Origin of the sequence: Streptococcus cristatus, assembly GCF_001588905.1 — a bacterium.
GTDB classification, from domain to species: Bacteria; Bacillota; Bacilli; order Lactobacillales; family Streptococcaceae; genus Streptococcus; species Streptococcus cristatus_N.
On sequence record NZ_LAWH01000036.1, the window covers coordinates 135,289 to 153,929 of the forward strand.

Below are 18,641 nucleotides of genomic sequence, written 5' to 3' on the forward strand. Positions count from 1 at the left end.
AACATTTTTCAATGTTTTAGGAAGAGTTGAGTAGCCTTATAGATTAGGGACTGGCACTTGAACTGGAGGAGCTAGAAGAGCTGGAGGACTCTCCGCTAGTTCCCTCTTCGCTGCTAGTACTAGAGTGAAATTGTTCTGGGTGAAGTGCTCGATAACTTGGTGAATTAAAGAGATCCACAGAAGATACACCGCCACGTTTGGAATAAAGGCTAGTCGATTGATCACCCTTTTCTTTCTCAATGGCCTTGAGGGCTTTCAAAGAGTTGATATAGTTGTAATCATCAGGATTGACTTTTCCTAGATTATTGCCCGTATAAAAGCGGAATAGGTCCCCTGTCTGAATAGCATCGCTCATTTTCAGCTGTGTATTTGCGGCTGTTCGGATAGCTTCTAGTTCAGCTGTTGTTGACTCGTCTGGCAGAGTGATCTCCTCACCAGTTTGTGTGTTGTAAATGCGGCCGCTATAACTTGTGTATTTTGGTGTTACAAAGTTATTGGTTGATCGGAAAGCCACGATTTGCTGGTGCTGAGGTGAGAGGAGGTCTTGCCCGACTTGAAGGTAATTTTTGGAGTCAATCCCCAATAAATGCTCCAAGGTTGGCAGCATATCGATTTGTCCGCCAAAGGTATCGATGATTTTTCCCTTTTCCATTCCAGGTATCACGACCATGTATGGCACTCTCTGCAACATGGCGTTGTCGTAACTAGACCATGTCTCAGAATTTTTATTGATCAAAGGTGCCAAAGCTGGATTACGGGAATTGGAAATTCCATAGTGGTCACCGTAAAGGACGATGATTGAATTTTCATAGAGTCCAGCTTCTTTTAGGTAGTCAAAGAAGGCTTTGACAGCTGAGTCGAGGTAGTTCGCTGTTGCAAAGTAGCCATTGATGGTTTCGTCTTTGGTATCTGCCAGTGGGAAACCAATCTCATCGCCAATCAGGCTGGTCGTATAAGGATAGTGATTAGAGACGGTGATGTATTTGGCATAGAAAGGCTGCTGCAAATGTTCCAGATACTTGATGGAATCTTTGAACATAATTTTATCGTTCAAGCCATACTGGAAGGAGTTGGTCTCATCTTGCTTGGTAAAGTAAGACGCATCGAAGAAATAATTATAACCCCATTGCTTGTAGGCTGTGTTGCGGTTCCAGAAGCTACCTGTATTTCCATGGAAAACAGCAGATGTGTAGTCTCCATTTTTTGATAGGATAAAAGGTGCTGCTTGTTGGGTATTAGTACCGCCATAGTTTACCATGAAGGAGCCTTGATTGAGACCAAAGAGACCTGTTTCAATCATGGTCTCAGCATCAGAAGTCTTTCCAGCCTTGACCTGATTAAAGATATTTGAAAAAGCCAAAGTTGAGTTGGAGTGGTAAAGGGAGTTGAGGAAAGGCGTAACCTCGTATTCCTTGCCCTCCATCTGCAGTTTATAATCAATCAGAAACTGCTGGAAGCTCTCTAGATGGACATAGATAACATTACGGCCTTTGGCAATGCCGTAGTATTCAGAGTTTGGCTCAGCATAGTGGGATTGGATATATTGTTGAACGGGTTCTAGATCCTTGGCAGAGGCTTTGGAACGCTCTTTATTAGCAGCATAGGTTTGATTAGCGCTGTAGCCGAGGAAGGCAGGAAGACCAAGGGCACGAACGACATAGTAATTTGAAAATCCGCGTGTCAGGAGCTCAGGACGATCAATTTCTGCTAGGAAAAGATTGGCCGAAAAGAGCATCGCTGACAGAGATGTCACGGCAAAGCTGGCGCGGAAATTAAACCTACGATGATCCAAGCGGATATACTTTTTATAAAAAAGCCAGCCCAGAATTGGAAAATCAATGATATAGATAGCATCCCAAGGGCGGAAGAGCTCCATGGCTGCTGCCCCGAGGCCTGCAGACACCTTACTGGAGGCCAACATGGTATTGACTGTCACAAAGTCGGTAAACTCACGGTAGTAGATGGAGTTTGAGATCAACCAGACAAAGAGCATGATGTAGATAGCCGTGCTGACACAATAAAAAAGCTTGGTCGGCTTGATATAAAGAGCGAGTCCAATCAGTAAAAGTCCAATTGGGAAAGGGTTAATCAGAGCCAGAAAAATTTGATAGGCTCCTTGAATATCTAAATTAAAATCAACGGTATAAGCCCACATGGTTTTTAACCAATAAATCGTGAGCAAGCTCAAGACGAAACCGAGCCTTGTACTCATAAAATTGAGTAAATTCTTGGTTATTTTTTTCACAGAAAGATACTTCCTTGTCTTATTTCCTAAAAATTCTCTTCTTCTAAGTATATCACAATTTTTCAAGTTGAGGAAAAATTGAGGTGATTTAGTGCTTAGTTTATTTTATTTGTAAAGTAATTTAATAAGGGCAATCATTTCCTAGCTTCAGGATTGTTCGCAAGAATATCTAAAATTAAACAGGCTTTGCTTCATGATAGATAGTGGAAAGTAAGAGTATGGAAGCTTGCTTGAAAGTCCGCCTGATAAAATAAATATTTAATATATAAAATGTTGAAAATTTCTTCTACTAAAACAAGTATTATGTGAAAATAATAAATATGCTTTGAGAATTTTCACAATATTTGGTATAATAATGCTTATGAAGAAACTTACTGTTAATAAGCAGACAGAGGAAAAGTTGAGAAAGGGAATTTTAGTTCTAGATAAGAATGATTTTCCAACTCTTTCATTCACCGACCAATGTGTGGAATTGCATAGTCAGCAGGGGAAGTTCTTGGGAACGGCTTATCTCTCCTTACAAAATAAGGGACTTGGCTGGCTGATTTCCTATGCTAAGGTAGAGCTGAACTCAGCTTTCTTTCAGCATTTGTTTGAAAAAGCTAAAGACAAGCGTTTCTATTACCGTCATGCGGAGGATACGACAGCCTATCGTCTATTTAACCAAGAAGGTGACGGTTTTGGCGGTTTTACGGTTGACATCTACGAGAACTATGCCGTTTTCTCTTGGTACAATTCCTTTGTTTTTTCAATCAAGGACCAGATAGTGGCTGCTTTCCAGCAGGTCTTTCCTGAGGTCACTGGAGCTTACGAGAAGATTCGCTTCAAGGGCTTGGACTATGAGTCTGCCCATCTCTACGGAGCAGAAGCACCAGCCTATTTTACGGTTTTGGAAAATGGCGTGCGCTATCAAGTCTTCATGAATGATGGCCTGATGACTGGGATTTTTCTGGACCAGCATGAGGTGCGGGGCAGTCTGGTTGACGGCTTAGCTAGCGGAAAAAGTCTGCTCAATATGTTTTCTTATACAGCGGCTTTCTCGGTGGCAGCTGCCATGGGCGGTGCCAGTCAAACAACTTCGGTGGATTTGGCTAAACGTAGCCGCGAGCTTTCCCAAGCGCATTTTGAAGCCAATAGTTTGGATTTAGAGCCGCATAGTTTTGTGGTCATGGATGTTTTTGATTATTTCAAATACGCCAAGCGTCATGAATTAAAGTATGATGTGATTGTCCTAGATCCGCCGAGCTTTGCTCGCAATAAGAAACAGACTTTCTCTGTTGCGAAAGATTACCATCGTTTGGTGGCTCAGGCCTTGGAAATCTTGAGTCCAAAAGGAACATTGATTCTTTCGACCAACGCAGCTAATGTTTCTAAAAGTAAGTTTAAAAAAGAAATTGAAAAAGGATTTGCAGGAGTCCCTCACCGCTATCTAGCGGAATATGGCCTACCAGCAGACTTTGTATACAATAAGAAAGATGAGAATAGTAACTACCTCAAGGTATTTACAATTAAGGTGGACAAATGAAATTAGTCGTTTCAATCATGCCCAGAAGTTTAGAAGAGGCTAAAGCAATTGATGTGAGTCGTTATGATGATGCTGACATTATCGAATGGCGCGCGGACTTTTTGCCGAAAGAGAGCATTCTCAACGTTGCTCCTGCTATTTTCGAGAAATTTGCTGGCCGTGAATTGCTCTTCACGCTGCGAAGTCGCGAAGAAGGTGGCGAAATTGATCTGTCAGATGATGAATATGTTGCTCTTATCAAAGAAGTAGCCAATTTTTATTCGCCAGACTATGTTGATTTTGAATACTATTCGCATAAAGATAAATTTGAAGAAATGCTCGAGTTTCCTAATTTAGTTCTCAGTTATCATAATTTTGAGGAAACGCCTGAAAACATGATGGAAATTTTGTCAGAATTGACAAGTTTGGCACCAAAAGTGGTCAAAATTTCTGTCATGGCGCACAATGAGCAGGATGTCTTGGATCTGATGAACTACACTCGTGGATTTAAGATTTTGAATCCTGAACAAGAGTATGTGACGATTTCTATGGGGAAAGTCGGAAAGATTTCTCGCTTAGCTGCAGATTTGACAGGTTCGAGCTGGTCTTTTGCCAGCGTTGAACAGCCGAGTGCACCAGGTCAGGTTTCCCTCGCAAACATGAAGGTTGTTCGGGAGATTTTAAATGAAAATTGATGGCCATACTCGTCTAGCTGCAGTGGTTGCTAAGCCGATTAAGCACAGCATTTCACCATTTATTCATAATACTGCCTTTGAGAAGACTGCTGTCAATGGTGTCTACCTTGCTTTGGAAATTGAAGCAGAGGATTTAGAAGCGACCGTTGCTAATATCCGAAGGTATAATATGTTTGGGATAAATTTGTCAATGCCCTACAAGCAGGAAGTCATCCAATATCTTGATGAATTGACTCCCAGTGCTCGTCTTATCGGGGCTGTGAATACAGTGGTGAATAAAAATGGTACATTGATAGGATATAATACGGATGGCAAGGGATTTTTTAAGAGCTTGCCGTCTTTTGCTATTCAGGGCAAAAAAATGACCATTTTAGGTGCTGGAGGAGCTGCGACAGCTATTATCGCTCAAGCTGCTTTGGATCAGGCAGAAGAAATCTTTGTCTTTACTCGGCAGGCATCCTATGATAAGACCGTCAGCAAGATGGCAGTTATCAGCCGCCAGACTAAGAGTAGGATTCATGTTTTTAACTTAGAAGACTTAGCTACCTTGCAGGAGAAAATTAACCAATCAGACCTTCTGGTCAATGGAACAAGTGTGGGTATGGATGGCGAGACTTTACCATTAGCAGAAGGTATTCAGTTACCTAGCCAGATTTTAGTCGCGGATGTGATTTATAAACCTTTTGAAACACCTTTTTTAAAGTGGGCTCGAAGTCGGAAGGTAGTGGCAGTGAATGGTCTGGGTATGTTGCTTTATCAGGCCGCAGAAGCTTTTGAGCTTTGGACAGGACAACCCATGCCTTGTCAGGAAATTTGGCAGCAGCTAGAAGCTCTGTATAAATAGTCAATCTTATTCAGCTCATTTATGGTTGGAGCAGGAAAAACAAGGAGGCACTTATGAAATTGAATGTAAATCTCCCCCATCATCCCTATGATATTACCATCGAAAAAGGAGCCTTATCTCAGGCTGGAAACTGGCTGAGTCAGCTTTGGCAGCCTCAGAAAGTGGTCATCATCACGGACAATCGAGTGGCTCGACTCTATGCGGAAAAGGTCAAGCTGAGCTTGGCAGCGGCTGGGTTTGAGACTTTTGTCTTTGACTTTTTGGAGGGCGAAGCCAGCAAGAACTTAAAGACTGTCAACAAGGCCTATGAATTCTTGGTCAAAGTTGGTTTGACCCGTAGTGATGGCATTGTAGCCTTGGGTGGTGGTGTTGTCGGTGATTTGGCAGGATTTGTTGCTTCGACCTATATGCGGGGTATTCATTTCGTTCAGATTCCGACCAGTCTGACAGCCCAAGTGGACTCCTCTATCGGTGGTAAGACAGGTGTCAATACGCCTTGGGCCAAGAATATGGTCGGGACTTTTACCCAGCCTGACGGAGTTCTGATTGACCCAGAAGTCTTGCAGACCTTGGGCCAGCGGGAACTGATCGAAGGCATGGGCGAGGTCGTCAAGTACGGCTTGATTGAGGATAAGGAACTCTGGGATGAGCTGTCAGAAATGGATGGCAGTCCAGAGTCGATTTTGGAGCATGCGGAGAGCATCATCTACCATTCCTGCGATGTCAAGCGTAAGATTGTGGTCGAGGACGAGCTGGATAATGGCGTCCGCCTCTATCTGAATTTCGGCCATACTATTGGGCACGCTATTGAAGCGACAGCGGGCTATGGAAAAGTCATGCATGGTGAAGCGGTGGCGATTGGCATGGTACAAATTTCTCGAGTCGCTGAAAAGAAAGGTCTCATGCCAGCTGGGATTACAGAAGACATCATCCGTATGTGTCAGAAGTTTGGCTTGCCGGTGGATTATCAGCCTTGGAATGAGAATGCTCTTTATCAGGCCCTGACCCATGATAAGAAGGCTCGAGGGAATTCTATCAAACTAGTACTGGTGCCTGAGCTGGGTTCGGCTAGCATTCACCAGATTCCGCTGGAAGAGATGAAAGAATTTCTAAAGAAATAAGTGCCAGATGGAGTTTAAGACGATTGGACAGTTTGGATAAAAATAGACAGGTTGTCCATATCTTTCCATCCCAGAAATAGGAGAAAATGTATGAGATACTTAACAGCAGGAGAATCCCACGGACCACGTCTGACAGCTATTATTGAGGGAGTGCCGGCTGGTCTTCCTTTTACCGCTGACTATATCAATGCTGAGCTCAAGCGACGCCAGGGTGGGTATGGCCGCGGTGCCCGCATGAAGATTGAAAGCGATCAAGTCGAGATTACGTCTGGGGTTCGTCATGGCTTGACCATGGGCGGTCCGATTACCCTCAATGTTACAAATCTGGATCATCAGAAGTGGCTGGAGATTATGAGCGCGGCAGATGTGGATGAAAAGAAAAAAGGGCTGCGCAAGATTACCAAACCACGCCCTGGCCATGCGGACTTGGTTGGTGGTATGAAATACCGCTTTGACGATTTGCGAAATTCCCTAGAGCGCTCTTCAGCCCGCGAAACGACCATGCGTGTAGCAGTCGGAGCGGTAGCCAAGCGCTTGCTGGAAGAAATCGGTGTAGAGGTAGCCAGCCATATCGTGACCTTTGGTGGCATTGATATTGATGTGCCGGATGACCTGACTGTAGCAGAAATCAAGGAAAGAGCTGCCCAGTCGGAGGTTTCCATTGTCAATCCCGAGCGCGAAGAAGAGATCAAGGCCTACATTGATCAGATTAAGAAAGACGGGGATACCATCGGTGGTGTCATTGAGACTGTCGTTGACGGTGTGCCGGTTGGTCTGGGCTCCTATGTCCAATGGGACAAGAAGTTGGATGCTAAGATTGCTCAGGGAGTCGTGTCTATCAATGCTTTCAAGGGAGTTGAGTTTGGCGTGGGCTTTGAAGCCGGTCGTCTCAAGGGCAGTCAAGTCATGGATGAAATCCTCTGGTCTGAGGAAGATGGCTTCACTCGCAGGACTAATAATCTAGGCGGCTTTGAGGGCGGTATGACCAATGGTCAGCCAATCGTGGTGCGCGGTGTTATGAAACCCATTCCAACCCTTTACAAGCCACTGATGAGCGTGGATATTGAGACCCATGAGCCTTATAAGGCGACAGTGGAGCGGAGCGATCCAACGGCTCTGTCAGCGGCGGGTGTTGTCATGGAAAGCGTGGTGGCAACAATTTTAGCCACTGAAGTTCTGGAGAAGTTCTCTTCGGACAATCTGGAAGAACTGAAGGATGCGGTAGCCCGCCATCGGGAATTTGTCAAGAACTTTTAGAAGTAAGGAGTGGGCATGGAGAGGAAAACAGTCTATATCGCTGGTCTGGGACTGATTGGAGCTTCTTTGGCTCTGGGTATCAGGAGAGCTCATCCTGAGATAGAGATTCTTGGCTACAATCGCAGTGAAGAATCGCGCAGAGTCGCCTTGGAACGTGGAATGGTAGATCGAGTGACGGATGATTTTGCTGCCTTTGCACCTCTGGCTGATGTGATTATTCTGGCTGTGCCCATCAAGCAGACCATAGCATTTATCAAGAATCTAGCGGAGCTGGACCTGAAGGAAAATGTTATCATCTCAGATGCTGGCTCAACCAAGGCTGAGATTGTGGCAGCAGCAGAAAAGTATCTGCAGAATAAGCCTGTCCGCTTTGTCGGAGCTCATCCTATGGCCGGAAGTCATAAGACCGGAGCCAAGGCAGCCCATGTCAACCTATTTGAAAATGCCTATTATATCTTCACACCCTCTAATCTGACTAAATCAGGTACTCTTGAGGAAATGGAGGATTTGCTGAGTGGTCTTCATGCCCGCTTTATTCAGGTAGATGCTGCTGAGCACGATCGAGTGACCAGTCAAATCAGTCATTTTCCGCATATCCTAGCTTCCAGCCTGATGGAGCAAGCGGCAGCTTATAGCCAGGAGCATGAGCTAACCCAGTCTTTTGCAGCCGGTGGTTTTCGAGATATGACGCGGATTGCGGAGAGTGAGCCGGGTATGTGGACCTCTATCCTCTTGACCAATCCTCAAGCTATCTTGGAGCGGCTGGAAGATTTTAAAGCCCAGTTAGATAAGGTGGCTGCAGCGATTGAGGCTAAGGACGAGACAGCTATTTGGGAATTTTTCGACCGAGGACGGCAAAGCCGCAAACAAATGGAAATTCATAAGCGTGCCGGTGTGGACAGCTTTTACGACCTCTTTATTGAGGTGCCCGACGAAGAAGATGCGATTTTGGGTATTTTGGAGCTCCTGCGGGGAATTTCAGTCGTCAACATTCGTATCAACGAGGAAAACCGAGAAGATATCAATGGTATTCTGCAAATCACCTTTAAAAATCACCAAGATTTGGAAAAATCTGCTAAAATAGTAAGAGAAAATACGGATTACCTAGTGTCTGTAGACTAATATAGAATGGAGAACCCTATGTCAAATATTTATGATTTAGCCAATGAACTCAGTCGAGGACTTCGCGAAATGCCAGAGTACAAAGCTGTGGTAGAAAGCAAGCAGGCTATCAATGCGGATAGTGAAGCCAAGGCTATTTTTGATGACTATCTAGCTTTCCAGAAAGAGCTGCAGCAACTGGCTCAAACAGGTCAAATGCCGACTCCAGACATTCAAGAAAAGATGCAGAGTTTTGGAGATAAAATCCAAGGCAATGATTTATTATCAGCCTTCTTTAATAAGCAACAACAACTCTCTATCTACTTGTCTGATATTGAACGGATTATTTTTGAACCGATTCAGGAATTGTTCTAATAGAGAAAGTTATAAGATTTTATGAAACCAAGAAGCCAGATTGGGCTTTCTTGGTTTTTCTATGCTTTAGAAAGGCTATTCAGGCTGAAAATAAGTATTCTTAATGAGAGAAACGAGTGTAACATTCAGAGTCTGCATTTTTGGCTCTCTATAAAATCAGATTATAGCAATAATTAAAATATATTGACTCTGCTTTCTATTTACTATTGTCCCAAAGGCTGATATACTAATCAAAAAACGCTTACAAAATCATTTTTGAAAGGAACTGGTATGACTTTAGAAACAAGAAAGTTTGCTATTCAAGATACATATGGCGACCGTTTTCAACATTGCTGGGGCTGCGGCCCTAAGAATGAGCTAGGCCTGCATTTAAAGACTTATCCTAGCTTGGATGGGAAGGAATGTATTACTAGAATACGACCAGAATCTCACTACACTGGTGGTGTGCCGGCCAATCTTTTTGGTGGTATGATTGCTATGATTTTTGATTGCCATGGAACGGCTTCAGCAGCTTGGTTTGCCCATCAAGAAAAAGGCTTGGACTTGACCCAAGATACAGTCATTGGACGCTTTATCACAGCCCGCTTAGAAGTTGATTACCAGAGCCCGACGCCCATTGACCAGGAAATCATCGTCACTTCGTGGCTTGAGGAGTTGGGAGCAAGGAAAGCTATTATAGTGATGGAGATGTCGGTAGCAGGACAGCCAAGAGCTAAGGCTAGAATGGTAGCAGTTGCAGTGAAAGATCATATGTAGACAAATTCCCTTGGTGCATTATATCAAGGGAATTTTAGCATGTTTTGAGTAATTTTATCTTGATTTTTGCAATTAGGACATTATTTTGGTATAATAGTTACTTGTCTTGGGGTCGTTACGGATTCGACAGGCATTATGCGGCATATTTTGCGACTCATCTAGCGGATGTAAAACGCCAGTTAAATATAACTGCAAAAAATAACAATTCTTACGCTTTAGCTGCCTAAAAACCAGCCAGCGTGACCTGATTCGGATTGCTTGTGTCTGATGACAGGTCTTATTATGAGCAAGCTACGGTAAAATCAAGTCTAGGGATTTTACAAGAGATTGATAGACTCGCTTAGCTTGGGCTTGAGCCATGTGTCAAAGCTGAGTTAAATGAAGACATGGCCTATGGTCGTAGACAAATGTGTTGGCAGGTGTTTGGACGTGGGTTCGACTCCCACCGGCTCCATAGGGATATGTAAATGAGGTTTTTGATGATATGAGTTTTTTTGGAAAAATCTTAGGGAAGAGTCAAGATAGTCATCTACCCATTGAGGAAGTTTCTGTTGATTTAGAGAATCTTCCGAATGAATGGGGCTCTTTTTCGACCCTTATTGATGACCGAATGGCTAGTATCCGCCTAAATTTAGCGTTGAATTCTATCGCTCCCTATCCATCCTATACTTATGCACTACGTTTGAGAATCGCTATTTTGAAGGTTGATCCAGAGACAGGGTTTCCAGATTATGACGAATTTTCTAATTTGAATCTTATCGAAGATCGTCTTTCAGAAGCGATGAAGCGCATTGCGGCTATCTATGTCGGAGTAGTCATCACAGATGGTCATATAGAATTTTATTACTATTTGAAAGATAGAGAGCGACACATGCCGATTATTGCTCAGGTAATGGAGCAATTTTCGAAATATCAATATAGTTCAGCTACTCTGGTGGATCCTGAATGGAAACAATACTTTGACTTCTTGTATCCAAATGAATATGAGTACCAATCTATCTTAAACCAGCGTATCTGGTATCGCTTAGATAAAGAAGGGGATGACCATAGTCAACTACGGGAAATCACTCATAAGTTTAGTTTTGAGACTTACGATGATCGTGTTTCCTTTATGGGGGATGCCTCTGCTCTTGATTATGATATTTCTTCTAGGAAAAAAGAAGAAGGCGATCCTCAACCTTACAAACTAGAAATATCCCGATTTGATACCACAGAGCTCCCTAGCATCAACCAACATGTTTGGGAATTAATAGAAATTTCGAAAAAATATAACGGAAAGTATAGCGGCTGGAGCTGCAATGTGGTATAATAGATAAAGTTTTGAGAAAGCAAGTCTTTCTCTTGTATGGAAGATTACTCAAGAGGCTTAAGAGGCTGTGTTGGAAACGCAGTAGGCGTGTAAAAGCGTGCGTGGGTTCGAATCCCATGTCTTCCGTTGTATTTCAAGAAGCGCCTTAGGGCGCTTTTTTGATGGCGGGACGAAGAACGACAATCACTTTGTTTAATGCTAGACCCGCAGAATGTAGAAGTAAGGATAGTATGTAAGAAATCAGATGGATTCGTTTCCATCTTTTTTATTTGAGAAAAACCTTGAAATTTTTCTGAAAAAGAGTAAACTGTACATAGAAAGTTTTGGAGGTTCTGCATGAAGTTATATGTCCAGTTGATGATTATTTTCTCGATTTCCATCATTGGAGAGGGGATATCAAGTGTCTTCCATCTTCCCATTCCAGGTAGTATTATCGGCTTAATCTTGCTATTTCTTGCTTTGCAGTTTAAATTATTGCGGCTCCGCCACGTCAGTATGGTCGGCAACTTCCTGTTAGCCAATATGACCATTCTTTTTCTGCCGCCGGCGGTTGGTATTATGGATAAATTCCATGTGATTGCTCCTTATCTGCTACCGATTGTTTTGATTATTCTTGGTGCCATTGTTTTAAATGTGATCGTCATTGCCCTTGTCGTACAATTCATCAAGCAGCATTTTGAAGGTGATTATGAGGAAGGAGGGATGGATCATGTCTAATCTATGGAGTAACCCGCTATTTGGACTCGCCTTGTCCATTTTGGCCTACCTCATTGGGATGCTGATTTTCCGTAGATTTCCACATCCTTTGACAACGCCTCTCCTTTTAGCAGCGATTTTGGTCATTGCTTTTTTGAAATTAACGGGAATTTCTTATAAGGACTACTATGTCGGTGGGGCTTACTTGAACAATTTAATCGTACCGTCTACGGTTGCTTTGGGGATTCCGCTTTATAAGACATTTCACCTGATGAAACACCACGCTCGCAGTATCCTGCTAGGAACCTTTGTAGCTGTAGTGGTCAATACGACTTTCACGGCTCTGCTTGCAAAATTCTTTGGGATGGACTTCTTTTTAGCAATTTCCCTATTTCCAAAATCTGTCACAACAGCGATGGCAGTAGGAATTACTGATAAAATGCAGGGCTTGACCACTGTTACCTTGGTGGTCGTTGTGGCGACAGGTATTTTGACAAGTGTCATGGGACCGACTATTCTTAAACTGCTAAAAATTAAGGATCCAGTAGCGGTTGGTCTGGCTTTAGGAGGGACTGGCCATGCGGTTGGTACAGGAACAGCTTTCAAATATGGACATGTTGCTGGAGCTATGGCCGGCCTTGCAATCGGTGTGACAGGAATCATGTATGTGATTGTCAGTCCAATCGTCGCAGCCATTATCTTAAAATAAAAAAACATGAAGCAGTATTTCTCGGAAATCTTGCTTCATGTTTTTATTTTATCTTAGTTGATAGCTGCTAGGAGGGCATCTGCTTGGGCAGAAAGCTCAGCAAGCTTGTCTTCTGCAAGGACTAATTGGCCAGTTCCCCAAGCTTCTGGATTGATACCGACACCAGTAAATTGATCAACCACATTCATACGAATGAATGGAAGGAGGCTACGGTAGTGCTTGAAGACCTCATCAGGTGAAGTGCCGTTAGCAACAGATGAAACAGTTACCACTTTGGCATTGAGGGCAGAAGGGCCGCTAGGGTCTGACAAATCAAGTGCGCGTGAAGTCCAGTCGAGCAAGTTTTTCACCACACCTGGGATCGCCCAGTTGTAGACAGGTGAGAAGATCCAGATAGCATCAGCTGCAAGGATTTCTTCACGAACCTTGGCAACAGCAGCTGGAGCTGGACTTTCGAGATCTTGGTTGAAGAATGGTACATCTTTGTAGTCCAGATAAGAAACTTCAGCTTTACCAGCTAGAGCTTTTTCCGCTTGAGCTGCCAATTGATGATTGAATGAACCTTGACGAAGTGAGCCAACAATAAATAGTACTTTAGACATAAATATGTCCTCCATTTTATCTTTATTTAAGAGGTGTCCCTCTTGTTACTATCTATGTTACAACAATTGTCACTAATTAGCAATAATTTAGCTCAGCTCTTTGAAAGTTTTTAAAATCCGCACTAATTCTTCCTTGTCTTTTTGGGAGAGTAGAGCAGTCATATGGCGGATATTGGCGATGTGCTCTGGCAAGACAGCCTCGATCTTTTTCTGGCCTTGGTCGGTTAGTTGGATGAGGAAGGAGCGGCGGTCATTGGGATCGCAGCTGCGACTTATCCAGCCATCTCTTTCCATATTTTTGATAACAACCGTCATGTTTCCCGATGTAGCCAGCATGCTATCAATCAAATCTTGAATCCGCAGTTCTCCTTTACTATATAAGGTTTCCAAAACGGAAAATTGGGTTGGCGTCAAATTATGCTTTTTAAAAATTTGAGCTTCGAGATTACGAATGGTGCGCTCCGCCTTATGGAGAACGATTATTGTCTTGAGGTCAAGTAGAGTATCCTTGTCTAGGTTTTCAGTTATTTTCATAGCAACATTTTATCAATAAGTAGTAATAAATGCAAATATAATAAAAGTCCTAGAAAAATCAGGCTATTTGTAGTATAATGATTCAGTGAAACATAAAATTAAAGAAAAGGCTGAATTTCCTATAAGGCACTATGCCATCGGGCTTTTCCTAGTCCTCACGGCGCTTGTTTTTTCATTTTTTACGATATTGCACCTTGCTATCGAGCCTTGGCAGTCAGCCAAGGAGGGTTCTCAAAAAATCGCTAAGAAATATGCAGATTTGGAAAGTCTGACGAGCTTTGCGATTTACAATGGCAAAGAGTCCTATTATAGCTTGATTGGGGAAACTAGTAAAAAAGAGGAAGAAGCTGTTCTGATTTCCAAAAATTCAAACAAGATCCATGTCTATCGCTTGCAAGATGGGATGAGTCAGGCAGAGGCAGAGCAGCTGGCCAAGGAAAATGGAGCGACCTCTATTGATAAGACTACTTTTGGTTATTTAGACGGTCAGCCTGTTTGGGAAATTAAGTCTGGAAGCACTTATTACAATATCGGATTTGAAAGCAAGACATTGCTCAGCAAGGAGGGGCTATGAAATTATCCAATCGTGTTTTAAATATGGAAGAAAGTGTGACTTTGGCGGCGGCAGCTAGAGCCAAAGCTTTAAAGGCTGAAGGCAGGGATATCCTTTCTTTGACCTTGGGAGAGCCAGATTTTCCGACGCCTAAGAATATCCAGCAAGCAGCGATGGCAGCGATTGAAGATGGCAGAGCTAGTTTTTATACGGTAACAAGTGGTCTGCCTGAGCTGAAAGCAGCGGTTGTAGACTATTTTGCCAAGTATTATGGCTATGAGATTCAGCCTAATCAAGTGACAGTGGCAACGGGGGCTAAGTTCTCTCTTTACACCTTCTTTATGAGCGTGATTGATCCAGAGGATGAAGTCATTATTCCGACGCCTTATTGGGTTAGCTATGCCGACCAGATCTTGATGGCCGAAGGAAAGCCTGTTTTTGTTCAAGCGACAGAGGAAAATAACTTTAAGGTGACGTTGGCCCAGCTGGAAGCTGCCCGTACTGAGAAGACCAAGGTCTTGGTTCTGAACTCGCCATCCAATCCGACTGGTATGATTTATACAGCAGAAGAGCTGCTGGCTATTGGAAATTGGGCTGTTGAGCATGATATCTTGATCTTGGCCGACGATATTTATGGCCGCTTGGTCTATAATGGCAATAAATTCACGCCGATTTCTAGTCTGTCAGAAGAAATTCGCAAGCAAACAGTCGTCATCAATGGTGTTTCCAAGAGCTACTCTATGACGGGCTGGCGGATTGGCTATGCTGTAGGTGAGCCTGAAATTATCTCAGCCATGAGCAAGGTTGCAGGGCAAACGACTTCTAATCCGACAGCGGTGGCGCAATATGCGGCCATTGAAGCCTTGACGGGCAGTCAGGATACGGTCGAAAATATGAGATTGGCCTTTGAGGAACGACTAAATACTATTTATCCCTTGCTAGCTCAAGTACCTGGCTTTGAAGTCGTCAAGCCTCAGGGAGCCTTCTACCTCTTCCCAAATGTTAAAAAAGCGATGGAAATAAAAGGCTATACCGATGTGACAGCCTTTACCACAGCGATTTTAGAAGAAGTAGGAGTTGCTTTGGTGACAGGGGATGGATTTGGTGCGCCAGAAAATGTCCGCCTCAGCTATGCGACTGATATGGATACACTAAAAGAAGCGGTTCAACGCCTCAAGGATTTTATGGAGAAGTAAGAATGATTGATCATTTTGAGATTAAAGTAAAGGATTTACAAATTTCAAAAGACTTTTATACAAGCTTTCTTGCTCCTCTTGGCTACGAATTGGATTTTAGAACTGACTCTCTACTCAGTTTTGTTGCCCCCAATAGTCCTCATCCTGGTGGAGATTTTTGGTTAGGAAAGGGAGAGCAGTCTCCTATTCACTTTGCTTTTTTTGCAGAAAACCACGAACAGGTTCGAGCTTGCTACGAGGCGGGTTTGAAGGCAGGTGGAAAAGATAATGGTGCACCTGATTATCGGAGTGATCATCTACCTTACTATGCAGCCTTTGTCTTGGACCCAGATGGAAATAATGTCGAAGTAGTCTGCCACAAAGAATAAAAATAGAAAAGAGAAAAAACGTGTCGAAGAAAAATGTAACAATTATTGATGTAAAAAATCATGTTGGTGAAGAAGTAACGATTGGTGCTTGGGTGGCCAACAAGTCAGGAAAAGGGAAAATCGCTTTCTTGCAGTTGCGTGATGGTTCTGCCTTTTTCCAAGGTGTAGCCTTCAAACCTAACTTTATTGAGAAATTTGGCGAAGAAGTAGGACTTGAGAAGTTTGATACTATCAAACGCTTGAGCCAAGAAACATCTGTCTATGTGACAGGGATCGTCAAAGAAGACGAGCGTTCAAAATTTGGTTACGAGCTGGACATTACAGATATCGAAGTCATCGGCGAGTCAAATGACTATCCAATCACGCCAAAAGAACACGGAACTGACTTCCTCATGGACAACCGTCACTTGTGGCTGCGTTCTCGTAAGCAAGTAGCCATGATGCAAATCCGTAATGCTATTATCTATGCTACCTATGAATTCTTTGATAAGAATGGCTTTATGAAGTTTGATAGCCCAATCTTGTCAGGAAATGCGGCAGAGGATTCGACTGAGCTCTTTGAAACCGACTACTTCGGAACTCCAGCATACTTGAGTCAATCTGGTCAGCTTTATCTGGAAGCAGGTGCTATGGCTCTTGGTCGCGTCTTTGACTTTGGACCTGTATTCCGTGCAGAAAAATCAAAAACTCGCCGTCACTTGACAGAGTTCTGGATGATGGATGCGGAGTATAATTTTGTTACTCACGATGAGTCACTCGACTTGCAGGAAGCTTATGTCAAAGCCTTGATCCAAGGCGTTCTTGACCGTGCTCCTCAAGCTTTGGAAACATTGGAACGTGATGTAGAACTCTTGAAACGCTATATTGCAGAGCCATTCAAGCGCGTTACCTACGATGAAGCGATTGATCTTTTGCAAGCCCATGAAAACGATGAAGATGCTGACTATGAGCATCTGGAACATGGTGATGACTTCGGTTCACCGCATGAAACATGGATTTCAAACCACTTTGGTGTACCAACCTTTGTCGTGAACTACCCAGCAGCTATCAAAGCTTTCTACATGAAGCCAGTTCCTGGAAATCCAGACCGCGTCCTCTGTGCAGACTTGCTTGCTCCAGAAGGCTACGGTGAAATCATTGGTGGCTCTATGCGTGAAGAAGATTACAACGCACTGGTCGCTAAAATGGAAGAGCTTGGTATGGATACATCAGAATATGAATTCTATCTAGATCTTCGTAAGTATGGATCTGTTCCACACGGTGGCTTCGGTATCGGTATCGAGCGTATGGTAACCTTTGTAGCAGGTACCAAGCATATCCGTGAAGCCATTCCATTCCCTCGTATGTTACACCGTATTAAACCGTAAATCAATGAAAACGCCCATGTGGCGTTTTTTCAAAATCGAACTATGAAATAATCCAAAATATAGAATTTTAGAGAAAGAAGAGGTAGGAGTCATGTAAAGCGCGGATTAACAAGTGATAAAGGATAGAAATGAAAAAACACTTGTTAAAGGAGAAAATGTGTTTAAAAGAAGTTGTCGGAAAAATATCGGTCTTATGGCCGGAGTAGAATTCTTTGCCTTTCTAGGCATTACTAGTTTTTGGATTTTATTTCTAAGTCAAAACGGCATGTCCCTCTGGCAGATTGGGCTTTTGGAAAGTATCTTTCATGCCACTAGTGTCATCTGTGAGATTCCGTCTGGGATGTTGGCGGATCGCTTTTCCTACAAGACCAATCTTTATCTGAGCAGGATAACAGGAATAGTATCTTCAGTTCTTATGTTAGCTGGGCAGGGGAACTTTTGGGTCTATGCACTGGCCATGATGATTAGTGCTTGGTCCTATAATTTTGATTCGGGGACAAGTGCAGCCATGGTCTATGATTCGTCCGTAGAGGCGGGACTAAAGGAACGTTACCTATCCATCTCCAGCTTCATGTCTGGAGTGGCTGAGGCAACTCGGTCTTTGGGAACGGTCTGGGCTGGATTTTTTGTCCATGGACAATTGCATCTGACCTACTATATCATGATTGGTACCTCTATTATCGTTCTGTTCTTGACTTGGATGCTGAAGGAGCCGAGTGTCAAAGCAGAGAAAGCGGAACGCCTGACCATGAAAAAGATTATCTGGGCTGTCAAAGAGGAGTTGCAGAGAAATCCCAGCCTTTTTATCTGGATGATTCTGTCCCAAATCATCGGAACACTGATGTGTATGTTTTATTTTTATTATCAAAATCAATTGCCTGACTTAAAAGCTTGGCAAATTTCGACGGTCATGTTGTTTGGCAGTGCTTTGAATATCTTAGCGGTCTATCTGGCGAGTGTGATTGGAAAGAAGCATTCAGCCTTGAAACTCTTTCCTTCAGTGGTTTTTCTAACTGGAGTGACCTACCTATTGTCCTACTTTGGAACGCCGATCATCTATATTATGGTTTATCTAATCAGCAACGCCTTGTACGCTCTTTTCCAGCCGATTTTTGACAATGATTTGCAAAAGCAGCTGCCAAGTGAAGTGCGGGCGACTATGCTCAGTGTCTATTCTATGATGTTCAGCCTGAGTATGATTGTCATTTTCCCTCTGACGGGCTGGTTGATTGATAATCTTGGCTTCGACTCGACTTTTATAGCTTTGGGCGGATTCTTATTAGCAGCGACACCGTTTTTGCATATGGGTCTAAAGAAAATAAGCCAGAACTTACAAGAAATCTAATATCAATGTTCTCTTTCTGCTGGTCAGAAGGAGAATATTTTTTACCCTTTGAAAATTATGGTAA

Annotated in this window: 19 protein-coding genes, 1 tRNA gene and 1 other RNA gene; 18 read left to right on the plus strand and 3 right to left on the minus strand. The window is 43.2% G+C overall.

What is annotated here, in order from left to right:
• Positions 1–43 precede the first annotated feature (43 nt).
• Complete coding sequence (locus tag A0765_RS08075; RefSeq protein WP_062005883.1) at positions 44–2,245, minus strand: LTA synthase family protein; 2,202 nt, start codon at positions 2,243–2,245, stop codon at positions 44–46.
• Between the two features lie 361 nt (positions 2,246–2,606).
• Here A0765_RS08075 and A0765_RS08080 point away from each other — a divergent pair, with 361 nt between their 5' ends.
• The 13 genes from A0765_RS08080 to A0765_RS08140 all read left to right on the plus strand — a co-directional run bounded on the left by A0765_RS08080 (position 2,607) and on the right by A0765_RS08140 (position 12,612).
• Positions 2,607–3,770 (plus strand): class I SAM-dependent rRNA methyltransferase, encoded by a 1,164-nt coding sequence (locus tag A0765_RS08080; protein ID WP_062005953.1) that lies wholly within the window; start codon positions 2,607–2,609, stop codon positions 3,768–3,770.
• Complete coding sequence (gene aroD, locus A0765_RS08085; RefSeq protein ID WP_062005885.1) at positions 3,767–4,444, plus strand: type I 3-dehydroquinate dehydratase; 678 nt, start codon at positions 3,767–3,769, stop codon at positions 4,442–4,444. Before A0765_RS08080 ends, aroD begins: the two co-directional genes overlap by 4 nt.
• Positions 4,434–5,288, plus strand: coding sequence for a shikimate dehydrogenase (locus tag A0765_RS08090; RefSeq protein ID WP_062005886.1), 855 nt, complete (start codon positions 4,434–4,436; stop codon positions 5,286–5,288). The genes aroD and A0765_RS08090 overlap by 11 nt, the downstream gene beginning before the upstream one ends.
• Positions 5,289–5,341: 53 nt before the next feature.
• A complete protein-coding gene (gene aroB / locus A0765_RS08095) occupies positions 5,342–6,409 on the plus strand; it encodes a 3-dehydroquinate synthase (RefSeq protein ID WP_062005888.1) in 1,068 nt (355 codons plus the stop codon).
• Between the two features lie 90 nt (positions 6,410–6,499).
• Positions 6,500–7,666: a chorismate synthase gene (gene aroC / locus A0765_RS08100; RefSeq protein ID WP_062005890.1), complete on the plus strand. Its 1,167-nt coding sequence runs from the start codon at positions 6,500–6,502 to the stop codon at positions 7,664–7,666.
• 15 nt (positions 7,667–7,681) lie between these two features.
• Positions 7,682–8,788 carry a prephenate dehydrogenase gene (locus A0765_RS08105; RefSeq protein WP_062005892.1) on the plus strand — a complete coding sequence of 369 codons (1,107 nt, stop codon included), beginning with the start codon at positions 7,682–7,684 and terminating at the stop codon, positions 8,786–8,788.
• Between the two features lie 18 nt (positions 8,789–8,806).
• Positions 8,807–9,142 carry a YlbF/YmcA family competence regulator gene (locus A0765_RS08110; RefSeq protein WP_048765128.1) on the plus strand — a complete coding sequence of 112 codons (336 nt, stop codon included), beginning with the start codon at positions 8,807–8,809 and terminating at the stop codon, positions 9,140–9,142.
• Positions 9,143–9,412: 270 nt separating this feature from the next.
• Positions 9,413–9,898, plus strand: a complete 486-nt coding sequence (locus A0765_RS08115; RefSeq protein WP_062005894.1) for an acyl-CoA thioesterase — start codon at positions 9,413–9,415, stop codon at positions 9,896–9,898.
• 108 nt (positions 9,899–10,006) lie between these two features.
• Positions 10,007–10,355: a transfer-messenger RNA gene (gene ssrA, locus A0765_RS08120) on the plus strand.
• Positions 10,356–10,382: 27 nt separating this feature from the next.
• On the plus strand, positions 10,383–11,207 hold the full coding sequence (locus A0765_RS08125) for a DUF695 domain-containing protein (RefSeq protein WP_062005896.1): 825 nt from the start codon (positions 10,383–10,385) through the stop codon (positions 11,205–11,207).
• 38 nt (positions 11,208–11,245) lie between these two features.
• Positions 11,246–11,333: transfer RNA gene (locus A0765_RS08130), tRNA-Ser, on the plus strand.
• A gap of 210 nt (positions 11,334–11,543) precedes the next feature.
• Positions 11,544–11,924: a CidA/LrgA family protein gene (locus A0765_RS08135; RefSeq protein ID WP_045499562.1), complete on the plus strand. Its 381-nt coding sequence runs from the start codon at positions 11,544–11,546 to the stop codon at positions 11,922–11,924.
• A complete protein-coding gene (locus A0765_RS08140) occupies positions 11,917–12,612 on the plus strand; it encodes an LrgB family protein (RefSeq protein ID WP_061422692.1) in 696 nt (231 codons plus the stop codon). The genes A0765_RS08135 and A0765_RS08140 overlap by 8 nt, the downstream gene beginning before the upstream one ends.
• A 53-nt stretch (positions 12,613–12,665) precedes the next feature.
• Here A0765_RS08140 and A0765_RS08145 read toward each other — a convergent pair whose 3' ends face one another.
• On the minus strand, positions 12,666–13,214 hold the full coding sequence (locus A0765_RS08145) for an NADPH-dependent FMN reductase (RefSeq protein ID WP_062005898.1): 549 nt from the start codon (positions 13,212–13,214) through the stop codon (positions 12,666–12,668).
• A gap of 87 nt (positions 13,215–13,301) precedes the next feature.
• Complete coding sequence (locus tag A0765_RS08150; protein WP_062005900.1) at positions 13,302–13,748, minus strand: MarR family winged helix-turn-helix transcriptional regulator; 447 nt, start codon at positions 13,746–13,748, stop codon at positions 13,302–13,304.
• 85 nt (positions 13,749–13,833) lie between these two features.
• Here A0765_RS08150 and A0765_RS08155 point away from each other — a divergent pair, with 85 nt between their 5' ends.
• From A0765_RS08155 to A0765_RS08175, 5 genes are all read left to right on the plus strand, one after another.
• Positions 13,834–14,322 (plus strand): cell wall elongation regulator TseB-like domain-containing protein, encoded by a 489-nt coding sequence (locus A0765_RS08155; protein WP_062005903.1) that lies wholly within the window; start codon positions 13,834–13,836, stop codon positions 14,320–14,322.
• Positions 14,319–15,497, plus strand: a complete 1,179-nt coding sequence (locus tag A0765_RS08160) for a pyridoxal phosphate-dependent aminotransferase (protein ID WP_062005905.1) — start codon at positions 14,319–14,321, stop codon at positions 15,495–15,497. The genes A0765_RS08155 and A0765_RS08160 overlap by 4 nt, the downstream gene beginning before the upstream one ends.
• Positions 15,498–15,499: 2 nt before the next feature.
• Positions 15,500–15,865: a VOC family protein gene (locus A0765_RS08165; protein ID WP_061909366.1), complete on the plus strand. Its 366-nt coding sequence runs from the start codon at positions 15,500–15,502 to the stop codon at positions 15,863–15,865.
• Positions 15,866–15,885: 20 nt separating this feature from the next.
• On the plus strand, positions 15,886–17,232 hold the full coding sequence (gene asnS / locus A0765_RS08170; RefSeq protein ID WP_062005906.1) for an asparagine--tRNA ligase: 1,347 nt from the start codon (positions 15,886–15,888) through the stop codon (positions 17,230–17,232).
• A gap of 157 nt (positions 17,233–17,389) precedes the next feature.
• Positions 17,390–18,577 carry an MFS transporter gene (locus A0765_RS08175; RefSeq protein WP_062005908.1) on the plus strand — a complete coding sequence of 396 codons (1,188 nt, stop codon included), beginning with the start codon at positions 17,390–17,392 and terminating at the stop codon, positions 18,575–18,577.
• Positions 18,578–18,641 lie beyond the last annotated feature (64 nt).

Bases quoted from the DNA above. Each gene is read 5' to 3' on its own strand.
- A0765_RS08160 (WP_062005905.1), top strand. From the start codon at position 14,319: ATGAAATTATCCAATCGTGTTTTAAATATGGAAGAAAGTGTGACTTTG.
- aroB (WP_062005888.1), top strand. From the start codon at position 5,342: ATGAAATTGAATGTAAATCTCCCCCATCATCCCTATGATATTACCATC.
- A0765_RS08110 (WP_048765128.1), top strand. From the start codon at position 8,807: ATGTCAAATATTTATGATTTAGCCAATGAACTCAGTCGAGGACTTCGC.
- A0765_RS08080 (WP_062005953.1), top strand. From the start codon at position 2,607: ATGAAGAAACTTACTGTTAATAAGCAGACAGAGGAAAAGTTGAGAAAG.
- aroD (WP_062005885.1), top strand. From the start codon at position 3,767: ATGAAATTAGTCGTTTCAATCATGCCCAGAAGTTTAGAAGAGGCTAAA.
- A0765_RS08125 (WP_062005896.1), top strand. From the start codon at position 10,383: ATGAGTTTTTTTGGAAAAATCTTAGGGAAGAGTCAAGATAGTCATCTA.
- A0765_RS08140 (WP_061422692.1), top strand. From the start codon at position 11,917: ATGTCTAATCTATGGAGTAACCCGCTATTTGGACTCGCCTTGTCCATT.
- A0765_RS08115 (WP_062005894.1), top strand. From the start codon at position 9,413: ATGACTTTAGAAACAAGAAAGTTTGCTATTCAAGATACATATGGCGAC.
- A0765_RS08135 (WP_045499562.1), top strand. From the start codon at position 11,544: ATGAAGTTATATGTCCAGTTGATGATTATTTTCTCGATTTCCATCATT.
- A0765_RS08150 (WP_062005900.1), bottom strand. From the start codon at position 13,748: ATGAAAATAACTGAAAACCTAGACAAGGATACTCTACTTGACCTCAAG.
- A0765_RS08090 (WP_062005886.1), top strand. From the start codon at position 4,434: ATGAAAATTGATGGCCATACTCGTCTAGCTGCAGTGGTTGCTAAGCCG.
- A0765_RS08165 (WP_061909366.1), top strand. From the start codon at position 15,500: ATGATTGATCATTTTGAGATTAAAGTAAAGGATTTACAAATTTCAAAA.
- aroC (WP_062005890.1), top strand. From the start codon at position 6,500: ATGAGATACTTAACAGCAGGAGAATCCCACGGACCACGTCTGACAGCT.
- A0765_RS08105 (WP_062005892.1), top strand. From the start codon at position 7,682: ATGGAGAGGAAAACAGTCTATATCGCTGGTCTGGGACTGATTGGAGCT.
- A0765_RS08145 (WP_062005898.1), bottom strand. From the start codon at position 13,214: ATGTCTAAAGTACTATTTATTGTTGGCTCACTTCGTCAAGGTTCATTC.